Consider the following 22,388-nt stretch of genomic DNA (forward strand, 5'->3'; position numbering starts at 1 on the left):
GCGCTGTGATGCGGATCATGGGGCGCCCTCGCGCGCTGGTGGCGGTCGTTGCCGGCGCTCTCCTGCTCGCCGGGTGCGGTGCGGGCCCCGGTCAGGTCGGCAGTGCGGTGATCGTCGGCGACCGCTCGGTCTCCCTCGACCAGGTGCAGTCGATGATCGACCAGGCCGTCCGGGATCAGCCGTACGCGCAGAAGCTCGCGCGTGAGCACAAGGTCGACCTGCTCGGCCGGGAGATCATCCGGCAGTCCGTGCTCCACGAGCTGACCCTGCGCGCCGCGAAGCAGGAGGGCATCGTCGCCGATCAGGCGAAGATCGCCGCCCTCGCCGCGAAGGAGTCCGCCGCCCCGGTCACCGACACCGGGCAGGGCGACCAGGTCGCCGTCACCGAGATCGTCTCCAAGCTGCGCGACAAGAACGAGACGGCCGGCGACGTCGTCCTGGAGCAGCAGCTCGCCGAGAAGTACCTGCCGAAGCTGTCGGTCGGCGCGGACTACGTCGGGATCAGCGCGGCCGCCGCGAACGACAAGGACGCCCGCGCCCGCGCGTTCGACCTCGCGAAGCAGTTCGCCGACGACCCGGGCAAGATCCAGGGCGCCATCCAGCAGGCGAGCCAGGCGGCGCAGGCCGCGCAGCAGGCCCAGCAGTCCGGCGGCCCCGGCCCGGCCCCCGGCGACGTCTCCGACGCCGGGCTCACCGAGCTCTTCGGCGCTTCGCAGTACCTCGCGCTGGCGCAGACCGCGTTGTTCGGCTCCGCCGCGAACAGCGTCGTCGTGTTCCAGGCGCGGATGCCGACCAAGCCCGACTGGTACGTCTTCGTCGTCCGCACCCGCGGCACCGACAAGGCCGTGCCGGCGGACCAGGAGGCGCAGAAGCCGACCGACGAGCAGCTGACCGCCATCGGCACCCGGCTCCTGCAGCCCTACGTGGGCCCGAGCGGGCTGCGCGTCAACCCCCGGTACGGCGTGTGGGATGTTGTGAGCATGAACCTCGCGACGAACCAGGACGCCACCCAGGGCACCGTGCTGCCCTTGCGCGGTGCCGCTCCCGCGCAGCAGTGAGCCGGGGCGTCGTCGTAGTCGTCCGCGGGGCGACACTGCCCGCCGCGGCGCTGAAGATCCTTCGTGAGTCCACCGCCGTCTTCGCGGCCTCGGACGTCGACCCCGCGGTGTTCGGGGTCCCGGCGATCACGGAGGCGCTGTCCCTGAAGGGCATCGTGCTGCTCACGACGTCCCGCGAGGAACCCGCCGCGGCCGTGCTCATCGCGACCGGCGCGCAGGTCATCGACACGCCCGTCCCGCCGCTGGTCGAAGCCGCGGACGTGATGGACCGGCTCCGCTCGCCGGGCGGCTGCCCGTGGGACGCCGTGCAGACGCACGAGTCGCTGCGGCAGTACCTGGTCGAGGAGACCTACGAGCTGCTCGACGCGATCGAGGACGGCGACCGCGAGGCGCTGCGCGAGGAGCTCGGGGACGTCCTGCTGCAGGTGCTCTTCCACGCCCGCGTCGCCGCCGAGGACCCCGCGGACCCGTTCGGCATCGACGACGTCGCGGCCGCACTGGTCGAGAAGCTGGTCGGCCGGCACCCGCACGTCTTCGCCGGCGCCGACGAGGTGCGCACGGTCGAGCACCAGAACGCCAAGTGGGAAGAGCTGAAGCAGCGCGAGAAGCAGCGTCTGTCCATTGTGGACGGCGTCGCGCTCGGCCAGCCCGCGGTCGCGCTGGCCGGCAAGCTCGGCCAGCGCAGCGGCCGCGCCGGCATCCCGCTGGACCTCTTTCCCGAGGGCTCGAACGCGGCGGCCCAGCTGTTCCGCATCGCGGCCACGGCCCGCCGCGCGGGCGTCGACCCGGAGGGCGAGCTGCGAGCGCTGGCGAAGGAGTTCGCGCTGGAGGTCCGCGCCGCCGAGCAGGCCGCGCGCGACGCGGGCCTGGAGCCGACCACCCTCGAAGCGGACGGCTGGCGCAAGTTCTGGCCGGCCCGCGACTGACCCCGGACGTCACTTTCGCTGGGAAAGATGCGTCCGAGGGCGCCTGGACGTATCTTTCCTAGCGAAAGTGGGCGTGACACAGGTCACATTCGGGTGAGAACCGGGGGCGATCTTACGGCGTCTTCCCCGGTGTGAGGATGAAGCCACTGGAGGACGCCGACGAGGAGCACCTCGTCCGGCGCACGGCCAAGGGCGACCGCGCGGCGTTCGAGGAGCTCTACCGCCGCACGTCGCCCTGGCTGGCCGTGCGCCTGCGCCGCCGGTGCGCGGACGAGCAGGTCGTCGCCGAGGTCATGCAGGAGACGTACCTGGCCGTCTGGCGCGCGGCGGGCTCGTTCGCGGGGTCCGCGGCCGGCGGCTCCGCGGTCGGCTGGGTGTGGATCATCGCCGCCCGGCGACTGGTCGACGCGTTCCGCCGGCGGGCGCACCACGCGCAGCCGCCGCCGGTGATGGCACTCGACGTCGCGCCGGTGCCCGGGGCCGAGGAAGAAGCGCTGGCGGCGGCGGTCGGGGACGAGGTCGGCGACGCGCTGCGCGACCTCGCGCCCGAGCTGCGGGCCGTGCTGCAGGCGATGGTGCTCGACGGGCTGACCGTCCGCGAGACCGCCGTCCTGCTCGGGCTGCCGGAAGGCACCGTCAAGACCCGGGCCCGGCGGGCGCGGATCGCGATGCGGGAGGCACTGTCATGAAGCATCCGTCGGACGAGCTCATCGCCGGCTACACGGCGGGCGACGACCTCCCCGGTGACCAGCTCTGGGGCGTCGAGGCGCACCTCGAGACGTGTGCGGTGTGCCGGGCGCGGCTGGCCGTGCTGAGGCCCGCGCAGCCGGTGGTGGACCTCGTCTGGTCGCGGCTCGCGGTGGACATCGAGCTGTCGGGCACGCCCGCGCACCCACAGCCGCAGCCGAAAGCGCACCCGCGGCGGCGGTGGCTGTTCACCTGGACCACCCCGGTGATGGTGCCGTGGCTGGCGATGATCGTGCTGCTCACGCTGCTCGTGGTGGCGTTCGACCGGATCTGGCCCACGACGTTCGACACGACGGCGGTGCAGCTGCTCGCGCCGCTGCTGCCGGTGCTCGGCGTCGCCGCGTCGTGGGCGCGGGGGCTCGATCCGGCGTACGAGGTCGTCGTCGCGACCCCGCGGGCCGGGCTGTACCTGATCGCGCGGCGGACGGTGGCGGTGCTCGTCGTCGTCCTGCCGGTGCTCGGCTTCGCGGGCTGGCTGACCGGCACCGGCTTGGCGCTCTGGCTGGTGCCGAGCCTGGCCTTCACCACCGGCACGCTCGCGCTGGGCGGGCTGATCGGGGTCACCCGCGCGGCCGGCGTGCTCGGCGCGGTGTGGGTCGCGGCGGTGGTGCTGCCGAGCGTGGTGGCGCACCAGCAAACGGTTGTGCTCAGTGCCGGTGCGATGCCGGTGTGGGCGGGGATCTTCGCGCTGACGACGGTGGTCGTCGCCCTGCACAAGGGCGCGTTCACCCGGCTCGGCGTCGGCGACTAGGGAGGAAGACATGCGTGCTGTCGGGGCCGCCGAGATCGCGCCAACGGCCTACGCCTGGGAAATCCGGGCGGAAGGGCTGAAGGTGCGGGTCGGACGGCGGAAAATGGCGGTGGACGGGCTGGACCTGTCCCTCGGCAAGGGGGTGCACGGCTTGCTCGGGCCGAACGGCGCGGGCAAGACGACGCTGATCCGGGCACTGGCGACGGTGCTGCGGCCGGCGGAAGGCCGGCTGACGCTGCTCGGCGCACCGGCCGGGGGGCACACCGGGCAGCGCGGCCTGCGCCGCCGGATCGGCTACCTGCCCCAGGACTTCGGCTACTACAAGCGGTTCACGGTCCGCGAGTTCGTCGAATACCTGGCGTGGCTCAAGGAAATGCCGAAGGCGGACATCCCGGGCGCGGTGCAGCGCGCGATCGAGCGCGTCGGGCTGGCCGACCGCGCCGGCGACCGGATGAAGACGCTTTCCGGCGGCATGGTGCGCCGCGTCGGGATCGCGCAGGCGATCGTCAACGACCCGGACATCCTGCTGCTCGACGAGCCGACGGCCGGCCTGGACCCGGCCCAGCGCGTCCGGTTCCGCGAGCTCGTCCAGGAGCTGGGCCAGGACTCGTGCGTGCTGATCTCGACGCACCTGGTCGAAGACGTCGGCACGGCGTGTTCCGACGTCGTGCTCTTCGCCGAGGGCAAGCTGGTCTTCCAGGGGACGCCGGGCGAGCTGGCCGCGGCGGGGACCCCGGACCACGTCGGTGACAGCCCGATCGAGCGCGGTTATTCGGCGCTGCTGAACCACGAGCACGGCAAGGGGGCGTGGTGATGGTCTTCCGCATCGAACTGCGGCGCTCCATCGCGCCCTGGGCCGGGCTGGCGCTCGTCGTGATCGCGCTCGGTTTCCTGTTCCTGCTGTCCGGCCCGTGGTGGAAGGTGCCCGCGCCGTGGACGGCGAACACGACGACCACCGCGTTGTGGCTGCGGTTCCTCATGGTGTTCCTGTGGCCGGTCGCCGTCGGCGCCGGGGCGATCCAGGGCATGCGCGACAGCCGTTCCGGCATGGTCGAACTGCTGTCCACGACGTCCCGGCCGGGGTGGCACCGGGCATTGCGGCTCGCTGGGGCGGTGGGGGCGCTGTGCGCGCTCGGGTTCGTGCTGGTGTTCGGTGTCGGCCTGGCCGAGGTGCTGGGGCACGGCGGGTTCGTGTCCGTGAGCTTCCTGCCGGTCCTGTTCGTCGCCCTGCTCGCCATCGTGGCCGGGAGCTGGGTCGGCCTGGCGGTCGGGCGGCTGCTGCCGCACCCGCTGACCGCGCCCGCGCTGGCCGTGCTGACCCTGGTGGTGTCGGTGCTGGTCTGGGCGGCGGGCTGGCTTTCCTACAGCCGGCTCGGGTTGCTGACGCCGACCTTCGACGAGCCGCAGGGCGCACTGGTGACGACGGCGACCTCGGTGGACCTCGGGCAGACGGCGTGGTTCCTCGGGCTCGCCCTGACGGGCTTCCTCTTGCTGGCGGCGAACTCCGCGCGGGCCCGGGTCCTCGGCCTGCTGCCGGTGGTGGCCGGAGCGGCGATCGCCCTGCCGGTCTTTCCGGCCTCCGCCGACGGGCTCATGGCCGCCGACAGCATCGCCGCGCAGAAGCTCTGCGACGGGCCGATCTGCGTCAGCCGGGCGCACGAGGACAGGCTGGCCGCGCTGGCCGGGCCGGGCCGCGAAGCGCTGGCGATGCTGGCGAAGCTGCCCGGCGCGCCCACCCGGATCGAGGAGCAGACGGCGCCGACCTCCGTCGCCGACCGGCCCGCTCGCGATTCCGGCGTCGTCTACCTGGACTTCCAGCTCGACGACGACCTGCTCACGGCCGACGCGAGCACCCTGCGGCTCGCGGTGCTGTCCGGGGCCGGGCTGCCCGGGTGCATGCCACCGAGCTACGGCGACGTGCCCGACATGGGCGGCCGCATGATCGCGGCGGCGTACTTCACCGGCGAGCTGAAGCTGCTGCCCGAGTACGGCGGCAGCTGGTTCCGCCACGAGTTCGGCCGGATCGAGCAGGTGTGGCAGAAGTTCCGCGCGCTGCCGGCGGACGTGCAGTTCGCCCGGGTGGCCGCACTGCGCCAGGTGCTGCTGACCTGCAACGGCGACCCGCTCGACACGCTTGTGCCGGGGGCGCTGCGATGAGGTGGGCGATCCTCTACGCCCGGTCGAGGCAGCTCCCGGCGGCGTTCGCGGCGCTGCTGGTGGCCACGTTCGGCCTGTGGTTCCTGGGCCGCGACTCGTGGGGCACGCTGCTGGTGGTGCTGACGCTGGCGGCCGGGATCGCGGTGGCGGCGATCGGCCTGAGCGGCCAGGACCCGGATCTCGACCGCGCCGCGGCCCTCCCGTGGCCGGTCCGGCGGTTCGCGCACCTGGCCCTGATCGGCCTCGCGACGGGCGCGCTGGTGCTGGGGGTGCAACACCTGGGCACGTCGATTGTCGACTTGTCGATCATAGTCCGCGACGCGGCGGGCTTGGCGGGCTTGGCCGGCCTCGCGGCCACGGTGGCGGGCGGCCAGTTCGGCTGGACGCTCCCGCTGGCCTGGTGCGCGATCGCCCCGTTCGTCCCGGAAGACGACTCGACCGGCGCCCGCATCACCGCGTGGATGCTGCAACCCCCGGCCACCACGGCGGCGACGTGGACGGCGGCGGTACTGGCGCTAACGGGAGCGGCGACCTACACGACCTGGGGCGGCCGCCGGTAGCCACGGGCTGGACCGGTTGGGGTGGGCGCCGGGGTGACGGCCGGGGCAGGCGCCGTCCGTGTGGCGCGACCGGCCGGGGCGGTGAACATCCGGTGCCGGCTCAACCGGAACCCGCGTCTCGGCGTGGATGCTGCGCCCGCCGGGTACCGCGGCGGCCACATCGGAGGAAGCCATGCTGCGCGTGTTGTTCGATGTCGAAGATCTGGCCCGGACCCGGTTCGCCACCGCCGGCGATCAGGCGAGCTGGCTTCGGGCGGGGATCGGTGACCTGCTCAACGCGCTGCACCCGCGGGTCCGGTGGCAGGCTCCGGTCCTGTCGGTCCGTGACCTTCCGGACCACGCCGTCCGGCTCGGTGGGCGGGGACTGCTCGTCGACTCCACCGCGTGCCGGCTGCGGTTCGTCCCCGAGGCGGCGCAACCGGTGCTCTACTGCCCGGCGGCGCCGCCGGTGAAGCGGTGCCCGGCCGACGCGCTGAGCGACGTGCTGGGCCGGACCCGCGCCGAGATCCTCCGGCTCCTCGGAGACGGCGAACGCTCCACCGCCGAGCTGGCGGAGGCGACGCGGATCAGCCCGTCGCGGGCCTCCCAGTGCGCGACGGCCCTTCGCGCGGCCGGTCTGGTCGCCACGCGGCGGACCGGGCGGTCGGTGCGCCACGGACTCACCGGGCACGGCCATCGTGTGCTGCGCGGCTGACCGTCCACAGTGGAGCGATTTCGGGATGCGCAAAACCCTGGGGTCTAGCCGGAATCCGCCACTAGCCTCCCGGAGTCCGGCACGGTGCCGGGCGTGGGGAGGATTTCCATGCGGGTCATCAGGTCAGTGGTCGCGCTGGCGGCGGTCGTGGCGGCGATGTTCGGCTCGGCGGCCGTGGCCGACGCGGCGGTGACGACGCCGTGGCGGATCGAGTACGGCGCCAGTGTGGCCGCGGGAACCATCGGGTGGACCGACGGCCGTTCGGCGACGGTGTCCGGCACGATCCACGCGGTCAGCGGCTACCGCGAGGTCTGCGTCTGGGGTGTCAACGGCACCTACACCAGCCCCGTCGAGTGCGACGCGACGTTCCCCGGGGTCGACGCACCCTTCTCGGAAGTCCTCACCATCAACCAGGTCGGCGGCGTCCAGGTGATCTACATCCACCTGTCCGACCAGTACGACCACGACTTCGGTCAGCTCCGCTGCACCCGGGCCGGGTGCGTGCACCAGTGACCGGCGGCGGTGCGGGCACCCCCAGCGCCCGCACCGGCACCGACGTCAGACGTTGCGGATGTTCGTCTCCAGCTCCAGCGGCTCCCGGTCCCAGTCCTCGACGCCGAAGGCGAGGATGCGGGCCGGGTGGATGCGGATCACCGCGTCGTCGAAGTGGTTGTCCGGCAGGCTGACGCCGACCAGTGCCTCCGCGCGGCCGCGGATCTCCAGGCAGCGGACCCGCCACGGGTTCGTCGACGGGAGGTCGTCGACGACGAACGCGACCTGGTCGTTCGTCGCGATGTTGCGGAACTTCTTGCTGGTGCGCAGGTTGTGCCCGGTGACGTCGACGGTCTTCTCGTCCGGGTTGTAGCGGAAGCCGACCGGGTTGACCTGGAGCTTGCCGTCGGGCTGGGCCGTGGCCAGGCGGCCGAGGGGCTGGTCAGCGAGGTACGCGAGCTCTGCTTCGGTGAACATGCGTCCAGCATTCAACTTCAAGCGAGCTTGAAGTCAAGCCCGGTGTCAGGCGAAGACGCCGTCGGCGAACACGAGCTTCGTGAACCGCTCGCCGATCCGGCGGTGCGCCGCCGCGTCCGGGTGCAGGTTGTCCGGCAGCGGGAACTCCGCGAAGTCCGCCTCGCCGTACAGCGCGCGGCCGTCGAGGTAGTGCAGCCGGGCGTCCTGCCGGGCCGCCACGATCCGCTCCAGCTCGGCGCGGATGACCTCCAGCGTCAGCTTGCCCGCGGCCGTCTCGGCGGGGTCGCCGGTGGCCCGGAACCGCACTTCGCCCGCGGCCAGTGCCTCGTGGTCGAAGTCGCCGGGGCCCGGCGTCCGCTCGTGGATCGGGCAGAGGATCGGCGAGACGACCAGCAACGGCGTGTCCGGGTGGCCGTCGCGGATGGTGTCGAGGAACCCGTGCACGGCCGGGCCGAACGCGCGCAGCCGCATCAGGTCGGCGTTGACGACGTTGATGCCGAGCTTGACGCTGATCAGGTCGGCCGGGGTGTCCCGCAACGCGCGAGCGGTGAACGGGTCGAGCAGCGCGTTGCCGCTGAACCCCAGGTTGACCAGGTCCACGCCCGCGGCGGTGGCGGCGAGCGCGGGCCACGTCTCGGACGGCGTCGCCGCGTTCGAGCCGTGGCTGATCGAGCTGCCGTGGTGCAGCCAGACCCGGCCGCGGGCCGGCACGGTCTCGACCGGCGCGTCGGTGCGCAGCGCCACCAGCTCGGTGATCTCGTTGTGCGGCAACCAGATCTCGACGTCCTTGCGGCCGTCGCCGAGGCCGGCGAACCGGACGCGGCCGGTCGGGCCGTCGGCGCGCGACCCGGCGCCGGTGCGCGGATCGACGGTCAGCGTGCTGCCGCCCTCGACCACGCCCGACTGCGCGAGCCGGCCGTCGACGAGCAGGTCGTAGACGCCGTCCGGGCGCGGCGGGGCACCCGCGTACACCAGCTTCGTGGGCCGGGTTTCCAGCTCGACGACGTCGGCGCGGGTCCGGAACCGCAGCCGCACGCCCGCGGGCTGCGCCTCGGCCATGGCCAGGCGCGGGTCGGTGTTCTGGGCTCGTGCGCGGGCGGGCAGCCGGTGCGGGACCAGGCCGAGCTCGGTGGGCTCCAGTTCGAGCGCGCCGCGAACCAGCGAGGCGGTGAGGGCGGTGGTGATCATGTCTGCGGCCAATCGCGGAGAAGGGTGTCGAGGACGGCCAGGATCCGGGTCCAGGATTCCTGCGAGGCGGGGGAGCTGTGGTCGAAGCCGCCCTGGGACTCCAGGTCGACGTAGCCGTGGAAGACGCTGCCCAGCAACCGGACGGCGTGCGTCTCGTCCGGCCCGGTGAGGTCGTAACCGCGCAGGATCGCGCGCATCATCTGCGAGTGCCGGACCCCGGCGCTCGCGGCGGCGGTCTCCGGATCGAGCCGGAACCGCGTGGCGGCGTACCGCCCGGGGTGCTCCCGGGCGTAGTCCCGGTAGACGTCGGCGAAGGCCACGAGCGCGTCGCGCCCCGCCCGCCCCGCCAGCGCGGCGGCGGCCCGGTCGGCGAGCTCCTCCAGCGCGAGCAGGGCGATCTTCGTCCGCAGGTCGTGGGCGTTCTTGACGTGCGAATAGAGGCTCGCGACCTTGACGTCGAACCGCCGCGCCAGCTCCGACGGCGTCACCTGCTCGAAGCCGGCCTCGTCGGCCAGTTCCGCCCCGGCACGCACGACGCGTTCCGTGGTCAACCCAGCACGAACCATGACTACACTCCCTTTTGCCTAAAGCGAGTGTAGATCAACCTAAAGGCTTTAGGCAAACAGGGCGTCGCCCCAGGAGCCGGTCGGCGAAACGCCCGGCGGGACGGCGAAGTGCGCCGAGCCCGTGTGCTGGACGTACTCCATCATCGCGTCCTTCGACGAGAGCGCCTGCTGCATCGGGACGTACTGCTTGCGCGTGTCCCGGTTGAACGCCAGGAAGAACAGCCCGGCCTCCAAGTGCCCGACGCCGTCCGAGCCGTCGACGAAGTTGTAACCACGGCGCAGGATCCGGGTCCCGTTGAGCGCCTGGTGCGACGCGAGCCGGACGTGGGCGTCCTCGGCGATCAGCTTCTCGCCGCCCGCGCCGCCGACGTCGAGGTCGATCTCGTCGAACTCGTTTTGCTGGCCCAGGGCCGCGCCGACGCCCTTCGTGCGGCCGATGATCTGCTGCTGGCCGTCGAGGGTCTCGCGGTCCCACGTCTCGATGTGCATCCGGATCCGGCGCGCCACCAGGTAGCTGCCGCCCGCCATCCAGGCCTGCCCGTCGGCCGGCGTGGCCCACACCTGGTCGCGCAGGAAGTCGGTGTCCTCGGACTTGATGTTGTTCGTGCCGTCCTTGAACCCGAACAGGTTCCGCGGTGTCTGCTGCGCCCGCGACGTCGACGAGCTGCGGCCGAAGCCGAGCTGCGACCAGCGGACCTCGGTGACGCCGAAGCCGAGCCGCACCAGGTTGCGCACGGCGTGCACGGCGACCTGCGGGTCGTCCGCGCACGCCTGGATGCACAGGTCGCCGCCGCTGCGGGCGGGGTCGAGCTTGTCCTTCGGGAACAGCGGCAGGTCGATCAGCTGCGGCGGCCGCTTCGCCTGCAACCCGAAGCGGCCGTCGAACAGCGACGGCCCGAAGCCGATGGTCAGCGTCAGGTGCGACGCCGGCAGGTCGAGGGCCTCGCCGGTGTCGCCCGGCGGGGCGAACTCGCCGCCGCCGACCGCGCCGTTCGCGACGACCTCCTGGCCCGCCGTCATCCGGCGGGCCGCTTCGGTCCACGTCTTGAGCAGCTGCCGCAGCTTCTCGCGGTCGGTGGTCGTCACGTCCAAGGCGGCGAAGTGCAGGTTCGCCTGGGCCGGCGTGACGATCCCGGCCTGGTGCTCGCCGTGGAAGTCGACGGTGGTCACCGACGCTTCGGCGTTGCTGCTGGTCGCCTTGTCGATCCCGATGCCCGCCGCGGCCCCGGCCCCGGCGAGCGCGACACCCGCTCCCGCCAGGCCGAAGAGCTTCCGACGGGAGACGCGGGTGCCGTCTTCGGTCACTTGGAAACAACCTCCGCAACCTTGCTCAGCGGCTCGCTCAGCGCGTCGACGGCACTGGCGAACGCCTTGATCTCGTCCTGCGACAGCTGGTCGTACAGCTTGTAGCCGTCACCGACGCGGGTCTTGTCGAGCAGGCCCTGCACGTTCGCGAACTCCTTGTCCAAAGTGGACACGAGGGCGGCGTCCCGCTCCTGCAGCAGCGGCCGCAGCGAGGCGATCGCGCCCTTCGAGCCGTCCACGTTGGCCTGGAAGTCCCACAGGTCCGTGTGCGAGAAGGTCTCCTCCTCGCCGGTGATCTTGCCGGTGGCGACCTCGTCGAGCAGGCCCTTCGCGCCGTTCGCCAGGTCGAGCGCGGTCAGCTCGAGGGTCTTCGTCTTCGAGACCAGGTCCTTGACGTCGGTGAGCAGCTTGTCCGCGATCTGCGGGCTGTCCGGCTTGAGGCCGGTCACGTAGAGGTCCTTCTCCAGCCGGTGGAACCCGGTGAACTGCTGGTTCGGCTCGAGGTCGGCCTCGCGCACGTCGATGGCCGGGTCCAGGTCGCCGAACTTCTCGGCCACCGGCTCGATGCGCTCGTAGTAGACGCGGGTGGTCGCGTACGCGGCCTTCGCCTCGTCGACCTTGCCGGCCTTGACGAGGTCGACGAACTTGCCCGTCTGCTCCTCCAGCGCGGCGGTGTTGTTCGCGACGTAGTCGGCGTAGCTCTTGGTGGCCGCGGCCTTCTGCGCGTTGGCGTCGGCCTGCTTCGGCGCGCCGCCGGTGATGGTGAAGTCGCCGCGGATGCCGTTGCCGGCCATGCCCGGCTTGCACGCGGTCTGGTACTTGCCCGCGTCGGACGCCTCGACGATCAGCCGCCGGTTGAGGCCGGGGGCGATGTTCTCGACCTCGCCGATGATCCGGTCGCCCTCGGCGTAGAGGTAGAACTCGGTGACCTTGGCGCCCTTGTTGGTGATCTCGAAGGTGACGTTGCCCGCGGCGGCGGTGTTGACGGAGACGTTGCACGCGGTGTCCGAGGCCTCGACCTTGATCGGGCCGCCGGCCGCGCCGGTCTGGGCCGCGTCGCCGCTGCCGCCCTGGCCGTCGCACGCGGCGAGCGTCACCAGCGCGGCGGCGCCGGCCACCAGGGCCAGCGGGGTTCTGTGGGTCTTGCGCACGGTCACTCCTTCGGGGCGGCCGCGGCGGCGGGCGCCGGCGCGGTCTTCTTGCTGGGCTTGAGGAACAGGGGCAGCACGATGACGACGTAGGCGACCCACGCGATGGCCTGCAGCACGGTCGTCGCTTGCGAGTAGTTGAGGATGCCCTTGAGCAGCGCGCCGTACCAGGACGTCTCCGGCAGCACGTTCGACGCGTCGAAGGCGAGGGTGTTGATGCCGGGCAGGAACGCGGCCTCCTGGAGGTCGTGCAGGCCGTAGCCGAGCACGCCGGCGGCGACGAACACCAGCAGCACGCCGGTGATCGTGAAGAACTTCGAGAGGTTGAACCGGACGGCGCCGCGGTAGAGCAGCCAGGCCAGCACGACCGCGGCGAGGATGCCGATGGCGAAGCCGATCAGCGGCTGCGAGGTGTCCGACTGCGCGGTCTGGACGGCGGAGTAGAAGAACACGGCGGTTTCGAGGCCCTCGCGGCCGACGGCGAGGAAGGACAGCAGCAGCACGGCCATCGGGCCGACGTCCAGCGCGTCGTCCATCTTCCCGCGCAGCTCGGCGGCGATGCTCTTGGACGCCTTGCGCATCCAGAAGATCATCGCCGTGACGAACACGACGGCGACGATCGACAGGCTCCCGCCGAGCAGCTCCTGGTGCTCGAACGAGAGCTGGGCGGTCGTGTAGGTCAGGACCGCGCCGACGGCGATCGACAGCAGCACCGCCGCGCCGACGCCGGGCCACACCCAGCGCAGCGCGTGACGTCGCTCGGTCTTGACCAGGAAGGCCACGAGGATGCTGACGACGAGCGCAGCCTCCAGGCCTTCGCGTAGCCCGATCAGCGCGCTCGAGAACAACACCGGTCCACCTCCTCGTTCTTCTGGTCCCGTGAAGTTTTTAGGTAAGGCTCACCTGTAAGTCCAGCGAGCGCACGTCTCGGGAAGCCCGAAGAACCGGGCAAATGGGACCGAGGATGGAAGTTAGGTTAGGGTAACCGCAGGTCAGCGCACTGCGCGTCGACTCGATAACAAAATCTGTGACGTCGCTGGCAGCGGACCTGTTTTTACCCTGCGTTTGCCTGGTCAGGCGTCCGTGGTCCCTCTTGAGTGGCTCCGTAACCTGATCGGGTGGCCGAAACCGCTCAGCCGACCGTCACGCCTCCGGACTCGCCGCCCTCGGGTGGTCCACCGCGGCGCTATCTCGGCCGGGCGGCGCTCGCGGTGGGTCTGGTGCTCACCGGAGTGGTCCTCGTGCTCACCATCGGTGTCCGGAACCCGGACGCGCCGGCGGCCCCGCCGCCGGCCCAGCCGGCGCTCGCCATCCCGGTGCAGCGCCCGCAGCCCGGCGCGGAGTCGCCGCGGGCCGGGCTCGCCGCGCCGGTCGACCGGCCGCAGGTGTCCGACCAGGCCGAGCTCGACGCGTGGTCGGCGCGCGTCGCGGACAAGACGCACATCCCGGCGCGCGTGGTTTCGGCGTACGGCCGGGCGGAGATGTGGATGCAGCGCCAGAAGCCGACGTGCCACCTGTCGTGGGCGACGCTCGCGGGCATCGGCCGGGTCGAGGCCGAGCGCGGGAAGTTCGACCTCTCGGCGATCCGGCCGGACGGCCGCGTCGTCATGCCGGTGGTCGGCCCGCCGCTGGACGGCTCGCCCGGCGTCCCGGCGGTGCACGACACCGACGGCGGCAAGCTCGACGGAGACAAGTCGTGGGACCACCTGATCGGCCCGCTGCAGTTCCCGCCGGCGACGTGGAAGAAGTACCAGGAGCGCGCCAACGGCGACGGCGGCTCGCCCGACCCCCAGAACGTCGACGACGCGGCCTTCACGGCGGCGCGCTACCTGTGCTCGGGCGGCGACGACCTGGGCACCCCGGCCGGCTGGTGGCGGGCGGTGCTGTTCTACAACTCGGCCGTGACGTACGGCCAGGACGTCTTCAGCGCGGCGGACGCCTACGCGGAGGCGAGTGTCGCGCCGTAAGGCTTAAAGCTCCCGGTCGGCGAACAACGGCGTGACGGCCGTCAGCACGAGCAGCAGCACTCCGGCGTAGGCACCCAACGTGGCGAAGATCCCCATTTTCGTTCCCTCCTGGTTCCTTGCGGTCTGGAACCAGCTTCGCCCGCGGCGGGGGGTTCGCGGATCGGCCGAGGGGCCCGGAGAGATCGGCCGAAAGTACGGTCCTCCGGCCCTGGTGCCCGGTCCTTCGGGGGAGGTGCTCAGTCGCGCAGCGCGATGTGCGCCTTGACCTCGCTGATCGCTTCCAGGTACTCCGGCACCGGGTTCATCGCCGAGGCCATCCGCATCTGCGCCAGTGCCTCGACGAACCGGCCGAGGCGCTGGAGGGTGCGGCCCAGGATGAAGCGGGCGTAGTGGTCCGTCGGATCCAGCTCCAGCACCCGCGTGAACGCCTGCTCGGCGCGCCGCAACTGGGCGGAGTGGAAGTAGGCGCGCCCGGCCAGCAGGTGCACCGACGGTTTGTCCGTCTCGGATTCCAGGAGCGGTTGCAACGCCTTCAGCGCGTCGAGCGGGCGACGGCGGCCGACGAGGTCTTCGGCCTGGCGGAAGGCATGGAACCGCGACTCCTCGGGAGGCTGCGAAGCAGCTGCGGCGTCCGTCATGGTCACTCCGACTTTACCTCGGGAGAGGGGCTAACACACGCCCGTGAACGGGACGTGATGGACTGTGCCGCCATGAGCAGCGGGTACCGGGGCTTGGCGCCCTACCTCTACTACGCCGACGCCACCGCGGCGCTGGCCTGGCTGACCAGGGTCTTCGGGTTCACCGAGGAGGTCCGCTTCTGCGACGCCGCGGGCGAGGTCTTCCAGGCGACGCTCCGCGCGGGCGACGCGCGGATCCAGCTCGCGGGCGTCGGCCCGGACTACTGGCAGGCCAAGGGCGTCGACGGCCCGGTCGGCCAGCTCAACATCCTGTACGTCGACGACGTCGACGCCTGCCACGAGCGGATCGGGGCGGCGCTCGGCGACGAGGGCGAGCTCGACCCGCCGCAGGACCAGCCCTACGGCGCGCGGGTGTTCACCGTCGCCGATCTCGGCGGCAACAGCTGGACGTTCTGGCAGCAGACGTCCGACGTCGTGGAGCTGCCGCCGGGCTGGCGGGCCGTCCGCGCGGACGGCTGAAGACGCTCGCGGACCGGCCGCTACCGGCCGTGCCTCCAACGGGTGAACTGCGGTGACGGCTAGGCTGGGCGCGAAACCGCAGGCACGACGCACCGAGGAGCATGGCGTGGCTCTCATCGAGCAGGTAGGCGCGCGCGAGATTCTGGACTCGCGCGGCAACCCGACCGTCGAGGTGGAGGTCGCCCTCGACGACGGCACCCTGGCCCGGGCCGCTGTCCCGTCGGGAGCGTCCACCGGCGAACACGAGGCGGTCGAGCTCCGTGACGGCGACACCGGTCGCTACAACGGCAAGGGCGTCGAGCGCGCGGTCGCCGCGGTGCTCGACGAGATCGGCCCGGAGATGGTCGGCATCGAAGCCGTCGACCAGCGGATCGTCGACCAGAAGCTGGTCGACCTCGACGGCACGCCGGCGAAGTCCCGCCTCGGCGCGAACGCCATCCTCGGCGTCTCGCTGGCCGTCGCGAAGGCCGCCGCCGAGTCGGCCGAGCTGGAGCTGTTCCGCTACCTGGGCGGACCGAACGCGCACGTGCTGCCGGTCCCGATGCTGAACATCCTCAACGGCGGTTCGCACGCGGACAGCAACGTCGACGTCCAGGAGTTCATGATCGCGCCGATCGGCGCGGAGACCTTCCGCGAGGCCCTGCGCTGGGGCGCCGAGGTCTACCACTCGCTGAAGTCGGTGCTGAAGGGCCGCGGCCTTTCGACCGGTCTGGGCGATGAAGGCGGCTTCGCGCCGAACCTGGCGAACAACCGCGAGGCGCTCGACCTGATCCTGCAGGCCATCGAGAAGGCCGGGTACACGCCGGGCCGCGACGTCGCGCTCGCGCTCGACGTCGCCGCGACGGAGTTCTTCGCCGACGGCGCGTACACCTTCGAGGGCAGCAAGAAGAGCGCGGAGCAGATGTCGGCGTACTACGCCGAGCTGATCCGCGACTACCCGATGGTCTCCATCGAGGACCCGCTGAGCGAGGACGACTGGGACGGCTGGGTCACCCTGACCGCCGAGGTCGGCGAGAAGGTCCAGATCGTCGGCGACGACCTGTTCGTCACCAACCCGGACCGGCTCGAGGAGGGCATCACCCGCCGCGCCGCCAACGCGCTGCTGGTGAAGGTCAACCAGATCGGCACCCTGTCCGAGACGCTCGACGCGATCTCGCTGGCCACGTCGTTCGGCTACAAGTCGATGATGAGCCACCGCTCCGGCGAGACCGAGGACACGTTCATCGCGGACCTCGCGGTCGCTACGAGCGTCGGCCAGATCAAGACCGGCGCCCCGGCCCGCGGCGAGCGGATCGCCAAGTACAACCAGCTGCTGCGCATCGAGGAGACCCTCGGTGACGCCGCCCGGTACGCCGGCGAGCTGGCCTTCCCGCGGTTCAGCGCCGAGGGCTGAGCCTGCTATGGCGGACCGGGGGAGGGCACCACGCAGCCGGGGCGGCAGCAGCCGCGCCGCCGGCGGCGGTGCCACGCGGGTAGGCGGGTCCTCACGGGCCCGCCGCCCCGAGGCGGCGCGGGCCCGCCGCACCGGCGACGCGGAGACGACGAGGGACCGGCTGCGCCGGGGCCTCGCGCAGAAGCGCGCGTCGGGTGCGGCGAAGGTGCTCGGCATGTCCACCACCCGCCGCGCGGCGGTGGTGGCGATCGTGGTGTGCGCCTTGGCGTTCACCATCGCCGTGCCCCTGCGCACGTACCTCTCCCAGCGGACCGAAATCCGCCAGCAGCAGGCGCAGCAGGCGTTGCTGCAGCAGACGGTCGCTCAGCTCCAGGGCCGCAAGGCGGAGCTGAGCGACCCGGCGCAGATCGAGGCGGAGGCCCGGCGCCGGCTGCGGTACGTCAAGCCGGGCGAGACGCCTTACATCGTCCAGCTGCCGGAGGACAAGGCCCAGGACGCGGTCCCCCAGCCGGGACAGCAGCAAGTCCCGGACGGCTCCTGGTACGACAACCTCTGGAACCAGGTCTCCGGCGGCTGACGTCTCCCGCGGACCGCCGCTGCCCAGCGAGTGGCGTCGCGGCGGGACCACCCCCCCGGCTTCGCGAGCCGAACCCGCCTGCGCGAGCAGCACCCGGAGTCCCTGCGGGCCGCCGCCGAGCGGGCGGTCGTGGGTGTGAGCAGGGAATCCGGCGTGGTTCGGCGCTGCCGGCCGCACGGGCGTGGTCGCGGCAAGTTTCGTGCGGAAACTCGGTGCGGCAGGCCATCAGGCGAAGCTGCCGGTCGCACAGCAAGGGGCGTGGATCCTCGTCGCCGCCCAGCGAGTGGCACTGCCGGCAGACGCGTCGCGGCGGGACCAACCCCCGGGTTCGCGAGCCGAACCCACCTGCGCGAGCAGTACCCGGCGCCCCCGCGGACCGCCGCCGGGGAGACGTACCCCACGCATTAACCTTGAGTGCGTGAACAGCACGCAGCAGCACCGGTTCGAGCCCGTCACCGACGCCGACCGCGAGGTCATCGCGGCGCAGCTCGGGCGGCCGCCGCGGGCCCTGCGGGCCGTTGCCGCCCGGTGTCCCAGTGGGCACCCCTCCGTGGTGCAGACCAGCCCGCGGCTGGAGAACGGCACGCCGTTCCCGACGCTCTACTACTTGACCTGCCCGAAGCTGAACTCGATGATCGGCACGATCGAGGCGTCCGGGGTCATGAAGGAGATGACCGAGCGGCTCACCACCGATCCCGAGCTGGCCGCGCAGTACCAGCGCACCCACGAGACCTACCTCGCCGAGCGCGACGCGATCGAGCCCCTCGGCCACCAGGTCACCGCCGGCGGCATGCCCGGGCGCGTCAAGTGCCTGCACGTGCACGTCGCGCACTCGCTCGCGGTCGGTCCCGGCGTGAATCCGTTCGGTGACGAGACCCTCGCGCTCCTTAAGGCGAACGGGTGGCCCACGGGAGACTGTGCCGAGTAACGAACGCAGGCCGTGAAGAGATAACTGGTCTGGGTGAGCGAAAACCCCGATCCGGGAAGATCCCGACTCCCGAAGGGGTGAAACCGTGCCCCGGGTACGGCAGGCTGTCACCCGAGGGGTTCCGGCCAGGAGGGTTTCGAGTTATGCGTGTGCGGCGACTGCCTGACGCAGTCGGGAGCTACGCCCGAAGATTCGGGATCCGCCACCGCAGCGCGTACCCGATCGTCCTCGGCGTCCTCGCGGTGATCCCGGCCCTGGTGGCCGGCGGTGGCGTCCTCGGCTGGCTCGGCGGCAGCGGCGACCACACCCGCGACGCCGCGCTCGCCCAGGGCTACGACCCCGGCCGCGCCGCCATCCAGCAGATCGCCGTCGACGGCACCCTCCCCGGCGCCCCCATCCCGCTGCCGCTGCCGGCCTACGAGCTGCCCGACGGCCCCCTCGGCATCCCGGCCACCGCGCTCGCCGCGTACCACAACGCCGCCGACATCCTCGGCCGCGAGCAGCCCGCGTGCCACATCGACTGGGCGCTGATCGCCAGCATCGGCCGCATCGAGTCCAACCACGCCCGCGGCGGGTACGTCGACGCCGCCGGCACCACGCGCGAGCCGATCCTCGGCCCGGAGCTCAACGGTCAGGGCGGGTTCGCCGCGATCCCGGACACCGACCAGGGCCTGCTCGACACGGACCCGGTGTGGGACCGCGCGGTCGGCCCGACCCAGTTCATCCCGGGGACCTGGCGCGGTTACGCCTCCGACGGCAACGGCGACGGCAAGTCCGACCCCAACAACATCTTCGACGCGGCCCTGGCCACCGGCCGCTACCTCTGCTCGGGCGGCTTCGACCTGGGCAACCCGGACCAGCTGCGCGGCGCGATCTACCGCTACAACAACTCCGACACGTACGTGAACACGGTCGTCCTCTGGGCCGACGCGTACCGCAGCGGCATCATGCAGATCCCGGACAGCACGATCCCGATCGGCGCGCCCAACGCGGCGTCCGGGCCCCCGCCGCCGTCGATCCCGCCCCCGCCGGTCCCGACGACGACGCCGAGCGCCCCGCCGACGACGACCACGCCGGGCGGCACGTCGACCGCGCCGACGACGTCGAAGCCGTGCGCTCCGCCGACGACCACGCCGACCACGACGACGGAGATCAGCGTCACCACGGTCCCGTCCCCGACGACGACACCGACGCCGCCCAGCACCACGCCCGGCGGTCCGACCACGACGCCGACCCCGAGCTGCGGCGCGGTCGTCACCTCGGTCTCGACGTCGGTCACCACGACCACGACGACGCTGGCACCCACCAGCTGAGAAGTCCGTGGCAGCTAAGGTTGATCCATGCCTCGTGTTGCCGCGATCGACTGTGGGACCAACTCCATCCGCCTGCTCGTCGCCGAGCTGACCCCGCGCCACGACGGCACGGTTGACCTGCGCGACCTGCACCGCGAGATGCGGATCGTCCGGCTCGGCCAGGGCGTCGACGCCACCGGTGAGCTCGCCCCCGAAGCGCTCGAACGCACCCGCGTCGCGCTCGCCGACTACACGATCGCGGCCCGCCGCAAGGGCGCCGAGAAGGTGCGCATGGTCGCCACCTCCGCGACCCGCGACGCGAAGAACCGCGACGACTTCTTCCGCATGACGCGCGAGACCCTCGGCGTCGAGGCCGAGGTGATCAGCGGCGACGAGGAGGCCCGGCTCAGCTTCACCGGCGCCGTCGGGGAGCAGGACCCGGACGACGGCCCGTTCGTCGTGGTCGACGTCGGCGGCGGCTCGACCGAGCTCGTCCTCGGCACCTGGGACGGCCGCAAGGCCGAGGTGCTCGCCGCGAAGTCCGTCGACATCGGGTGCGTCCGGATCACCGAGCGCGCCCTCAAGAGCGACCCGCCGACCGCCGGCGAGATCGCCGTCGCCCGCGACCTCGCCGGGAAGGTGCTGAGCGAGGCGTTCGACATCGTGGACGTCTCGCGCGCGAAGACCTGGGTCGGCGTCGCCGGCACGGTGACGACGCTCTCGGCCATCGCCCTCGGCCTCACCGAGTACGACAGCGAGCGCGTCCACCTGTCCAAGCTGGGCGCCGCGGACATCGACCGGCTCGCTTCGGGCCTGCTGCACGCCGACCACGCCACCCGCGCGGCGAACCCGGTGATCCACCCCGGCCGGGTCGACGTGATCGGCGGCGGCGCCGTGGTGGTCCAGACCCTCGCCGCACAGCTCGCGGCCCGCGGCGGCCCAACGGAGCTGATCATCAGCGAGCACGACATCCTCGACGGCATCGCGCTTTCGCTCGTCTAGACCGGTCACGGTCAGTCACTTCGACGTGACGCGCCCGCGGCGGTGGTCCAGGCCACCGCCGCCCGTTCGCGTGCCCGAAACAGCTTGTGCCACAAGGGATTTCGCGACCCACCCTCGGTGAGCACACGATGACAAGGCGTCCGCGCTAGGCCGTCCGGAGTATCCGGTTACCTACGTTGGTTGTGCTCCAACCAGGTGGTCCTGACGGTCGTCACACATTTGCAACACCGCACTCCTGTGATCACCTTCGCCGCCCCCGATAGCGTGCGTCCCATCTTTCGGACAGCCGGATTGTGGAGGGGATCATGCGTCGTTCGCGCAGGCTCTGGGGAAGTTCCGCGGTGGTGACCACGCTGGCACTGGTGCTCGCCGCCTGTGGCGGTGGTAGCTCAGGCGACTCCACGGGCTCGGGCGGGACGGACCCGGACGGCACGGTCAGCGTCTACGGCACGGAACCGCAGAACGCGCTGGTCCCGACCAACATCAACGACCTCGGCGGCACCAAGGCCATCCAGGTCATGTTCGCCACGCTGGTCGGCTTCAAGGGAGCGGACGCACAGCCGTTCAACCTGATGGCCGACTCGATCACGACGACCGACTCCAAGGTCTACGACATCAAGATCAAGCAGGGCTGGAAGTTCCACGACGGCACTGAGGTGAAGGCGCACAACTTCGTCGACGCCTGGAACTACGGGGCGTACGGCCCGAACGGCCAGCTCAACACCGACTTCTTCTCGAACATCCAGGGCTACAAGGACGTCCACCCCGCGGACGAGAACGCCAAGCCGGCCACGGACAAGATGTCCGGCCTGGTCCTCAAGGGCGACTACGAGTTCCAGGTGACGCTGGACGGGCCGTTCTCGGTGTTCTCGATCAAGGTCGGCTACCAGGCGTTCGCGCCGTTGCCCGACGTGTTCTTCAAGGACCCCAAGGGCTTCGAGCAGCACCCGGTGGGCAACGGCCCGATGAAGTTCGTCTCGCGGACGCCGAACCAGGACATCAAGCTCACCCGCTTCGACGACTACAAGGGTGACGACAAGGTCCACTTCAAGGACCTGAACATCAAGATCTACGCCAGCCAGGAGACGGCCTACCAGGACCTGCTGAGCGGCCGGCTCGACTTCATGGAGGCGCTGCCGCCGTCGGCCGTCGCGGGCGGCAAGTACAAGGCCGACCTCGGCGATCGCCTGGTCACCGGCCACCTGCTCGGGATCAGCACCATCGCGCTGCCGTACTACGTCCCCGGTTACGACAACCTGGAGCTGCGCAAGGCGGTCTCGATGGCGATCGACCGGGCCCAGATCACCAAGACCGTCATGAACGACACCTACGTGCCCGCGGACAGCTACATCGCCCAGGGCATCCCGGGTGCGCGCGCCGGCGTCTGCCAGTTCTGCAAGTTCGACCCGGCCGCGGCGAAGGAAGCCTTCGCGAAGTCCGGCTTCAAGGGCAAGCTGACGATCGCGTCCAACGCGGACGGCGGCCGCAAGGAACCGCTGACCGCGGCGTGCAACAGCATCAAGAACACCCTCGGCGTCGAGTGCGACTTTGTGCCGGCCACCGACTTCGGCCAGTGGCGCAGCATCGTGACCGGCAAGAAGCTGACGGGCATGGGCCGGTCGGACTGGTCGGCGGACTACCCGTCCATCGAGGACTTCCTCAACCCGATCTACAAGACCGGTGGCTCCTCGAACGACTCGTCGTACTCGAACCCGCAGGTCGACTCGGTCCTCGCCCAGGCGGACGCCACGGCCGACAAGGACGCCGCGGTCAAGCTGTACCAGCAGGCCGAGGACCTGATCGCGAAGGACCTGCCCTCGATCCCGGTGTGGGACGAGAAGGGCGTCGCGGCGAAGTCGAAGAACCTCAAGTCCGCGGGCCTGGACTTCCGGCGCATGCCGGACTACCCGTCCATCGAGGTCCTGAAGAAGTGACGCGCTGACCTGCCGTAACCACCACACGGCGTCGTGAGTGTTTAGGGCGGTTAGAACCGCCCTAAACAC

The 22,388-nt window shown here is 71.5% G+C and carries 24 protein-coding genes; 17 read left to right on the forward strand and 7 right to left on the reverse strand.

Annotation, left to right across the window (positions count from 1 at the left end; genetic code table 11):
* Positions 1–17 precede the first annotated feature (17 nt).
* The 9 genes from OG570_RS17605 (at position 18) to OG570_RS17645 (ending at position 7,406) form a co-directional block, all read left to right on the forward strand.
* Positions 18–1,058, forward strand: a complete 1,041-nt coding sequence (locus OG570_RS17605; RefSeq protein WP_326957714.1) for a hypothetical protein — start codon at positions 18–20, stop codon at positions 1,056–1,058.
* The gene (locus tag OG570_RS17610) at positions 1,055–1,984 is read left to right on the forward strand and encodes a MazG family protein (protein WP_326957716.1); all 930 of its coding nucleotides are present in this window, start codon (positions 1,055–1,057) and stop codon (positions 1,982–1,984) included. The genes OG570_RS17605 and OG570_RS17610 overlap by 4 nt, the downstream gene beginning before the upstream one ends.
* Before the next feature lie 137 nt (positions 1,985–2,121).
* Entirely contained in the window at positions 2,122–2,673 is a 552-nt protein-coding gene (locus tag OG570_RS17615) for an RNA polymerase sigma factor (protein WP_247057895.1), read from the forward strand.
* Positions 2,670–3,482, forward strand: coding sequence for a zf-HC2 domain-containing protein (locus tag OG570_RS17620; protein WP_326957717.1), 813 nt, complete (start codon positions 2,670–2,672; stop codon positions 3,480–3,482). The genes OG570_RS17615 and OG570_RS17620 overlap by 4 nt, the downstream gene beginning before the upstream one ends.
* Positions 3,483–3,492: 10 nt before the next feature.
* Entirely contained in the window at positions 3,493–4,296 is an 804-nt protein-coding gene (locus tag OG570_RS17625; protein WP_326957720.1) for an ABC transporter ATP-binding protein, read from the forward strand.
* Positions 4,296–5,639, forward strand: coding sequence for a hypothetical protein (locus tag OG570_RS17630; protein WP_326957722.1), 1,344 nt, complete (start codon positions 4,296–4,298; stop codon positions 5,637–5,639). The genes OG570_RS17625 and OG570_RS17630 overlap by 1 nt, the downstream gene beginning before the upstream one ends.
* A complete protein-coding gene (locus OG570_RS17635) occupies positions 5,636–6,199 on the forward strand; it encodes a hypothetical protein (RefSeq protein WP_326957724.1) in 564 nt (187 codons plus the stop codon). Before OG570_RS17630 ends, OG570_RS17635 begins: the two co-directional genes overlap by 4 nt.
* Positions 6,200–6,371: 172 nt before the next feature.
* On the forward strand, positions 6,372–6,893 hold the full coding sequence (locus tag OG570_RS17640; RefSeq protein ID WP_326957726.1) for an ArsR/SmtB family transcription factor: 522 nt from the start codon (positions 6,372–6,374) through the stop codon (positions 6,891–6,893).
* 108 nt (positions 6,894–7,001) lie between these two features.
* Positions 7,002–7,406, forward strand: coding sequence for a hypothetical protein (locus OG570_RS17645; RefSeq protein ID WP_326957728.1), 405 nt, complete (start codon positions 7,002–7,004; stop codon positions 7,404–7,406).
* A gap of 45 nt (positions 7,407–7,451) precedes the next feature.
* On the opposite strand, the gene OG570_RS17650 is transcribed toward OG570_RS17645, so the two are convergent.
* The 6 genes from OG570_RS17650 to efeU are packed head-to-tail and all read right to left on the reverse strand — an operon-like array spanning position 7,452 to position 12,920.
* Positions 7,452–7,862, reverse strand: a complete 411-nt coding sequence (locus OG570_RS17650) for a PPOX class F420-dependent oxidoreductase (protein WP_247057880.1) — start codon at positions 7,860–7,862, stop codon at positions 7,452–7,454.
* A 45-nt stretch (positions 7,863–7,907) separates the two neighbouring features.
* Positions 7,908–9,050 (reverse strand): GDSL-type esterase/lipase family protein, encoded by a 1,143-nt coding sequence (locus tag OG570_RS17655; RefSeq protein WP_326957730.1) that lies wholly within the window; start codon positions 9,048–9,050, stop codon positions 7,908–7,910.
* Positions 9,047–9,616, reverse strand: a complete 570-nt coding sequence (locus OG570_RS17660) for a TetR/AcrR family transcriptional regulator (protein ID WP_326957732.1) — start codon at positions 9,614–9,616, stop codon at positions 9,047–9,049. Before OG570_RS17660 ends, OG570_RS17655 begins: the two co-directional genes overlap by 4 nt.
* Before the next feature lie 48 nt (positions 9,617–9,664).
* Entirely contained in the window at positions 9,665–10,921 is a 1,257-nt protein-coding gene (gene efeB / locus OG570_RS17665; protein WP_326957734.1) for an iron uptake transporter deferrochelatase/peroxidase subunit, read from the reverse strand.
* A complete protein-coding gene (efeO, locus tag OG570_RS17670; protein ID WP_326957735.1) occupies positions 10,918–12,078 on the reverse strand; it encodes an iron uptake system protein EfeO in 1,161 nt (386 codons plus the stop codon). Before efeO ends, efeB begins: the two co-directional genes overlap by 4 nt.
* A complete protein-coding gene (gene efeU / locus OG570_RS17675) occupies positions 12,075–12,920 on the reverse strand; it encodes an iron uptake transporter permease EfeU (RefSeq protein ID WP_326944446.1) in 846 nt (281 codons plus the stop codon). The genes efeO and efeU overlap by 4 nt, the downstream gene beginning before the upstream one ends.
* A 369-nt stretch (positions 12,921–13,289) precedes the next feature.
* On the opposite strand from efeU, the gene OG570_RS17680 reads away from it, so the two are divergent.
* Positions 13,290–14,036, forward strand: coding sequence for a murein transglycosylase (locus tag OG570_RS17680; RefSeq protein ID WP_326960060.1), 747 nt, complete (start codon positions 13,290–13,292; stop codon positions 14,034–14,036).
* A gap of 236 nt (positions 14,037–14,272) precedes the next feature.
* Here the strand turns inward: OG570_RS17680 and OG570_RS17685 are convergent, their stop codons facing one another.
* Positions 14,273–14,674 carry a tetratricopeptide repeat protein gene (locus OG570_RS17685; RefSeq protein WP_247057868.1) on the reverse strand — a complete coding sequence of 134 codons (402 nt, stop codon included), beginning with the start codon at positions 14,672–14,674 and terminating at the stop codon, positions 14,273–14,275.
* A gap of 72 nt (positions 14,675–14,746) precedes the next feature.
* On the opposite strand from OG570_RS17685, the gene OG570_RS17690 reads away from it, so the two are divergent.
* The 7 genes from OG570_RS17690 (at position 14,747) to OG570_RS17720 (ending at position 22,319) form a co-directional block, all read left to right on the forward strand.
* On the forward strand, positions 14,747–15,193 hold the full coding sequence (locus tag OG570_RS17690; RefSeq protein ID WP_326944445.1) for a VOC family protein: 447 nt from the start codon (positions 14,747–14,749) through the stop codon (positions 15,191–15,193).
* Between the two features lie 106 nt (positions 15,194–15,299).
* Positions 15,300–16,586: a phosphopyruvate hydratase gene (gene eno / locus OG570_RS17695; RefSeq protein WP_247057862.1), complete on the forward strand. Its 1,287-nt coding sequence runs from the start codon at positions 15,300–15,302 to the stop codon at positions 16,584–16,586.
* 7 nt (positions 16,587–16,593) lie between these two features.
* Positions 16,594–17,163 (forward strand): FtsB family cell division protein, encoded by a 570-nt coding sequence (locus OG570_RS17700; protein WP_326944444.1) that lies wholly within the window; start codon positions 16,594–16,596, stop codon positions 17,161–17,163.
* 418 nt (positions 17,164–17,581) lie between these two features.
* Entirely contained in the window at positions 17,582–18,091 is a 510-nt protein-coding gene (locus OG570_RS17705) for a DUF501 domain-containing protein (protein WP_326944443.1), read from the forward strand.
* A gap of 143 nt (positions 18,092–18,234) precedes the next feature.
* Positions 18,235–19,404: a lytic transglycosylase domain-containing protein gene (locus OG570_RS17710; RefSeq protein ID WP_326957736.1), complete on the forward strand. Its 1,170-nt coding sequence runs from the start codon at positions 18,235–18,237 to the stop codon at positions 19,402–19,404.
* 27 nt (positions 19,405–19,431) lie between these two features.
* Complete coding sequence (locus OG570_RS17715; RefSeq protein ID WP_326957737.1) at positions 19,432–20,385, forward strand: Ppx/GppA phosphatase family protein; 954 nt, start codon at positions 19,432–19,434, stop codon at positions 20,383–20,385.
* Positions 20,386–20,690: 305 nt separating this feature from the next.
* The gene (locus OG570_RS17720) at positions 20,691–22,319 is read left to right on the forward strand and encodes a peptide ABC transporter substrate-binding protein (RefSeq protein WP_326944440.1); all 1,629 of its coding nucleotides are present in this window, start codon (positions 20,691–20,693) and stop codon (positions 22,317–22,319) included.
* Positions 22,320–22,388 lie beyond the last annotated feature (69 nt).

Origin of the sequence: Amycolatopsis sp. NBC_01286, from assembly GCF_035982555.1 — a bacterium.
In the GTDB taxonomy this organism is placed as follows: Bacteria; Actinomycetota; Actinomycetes; order Mycobacteriales; family Pseudonocardiaceae; genus Amycolatopsis.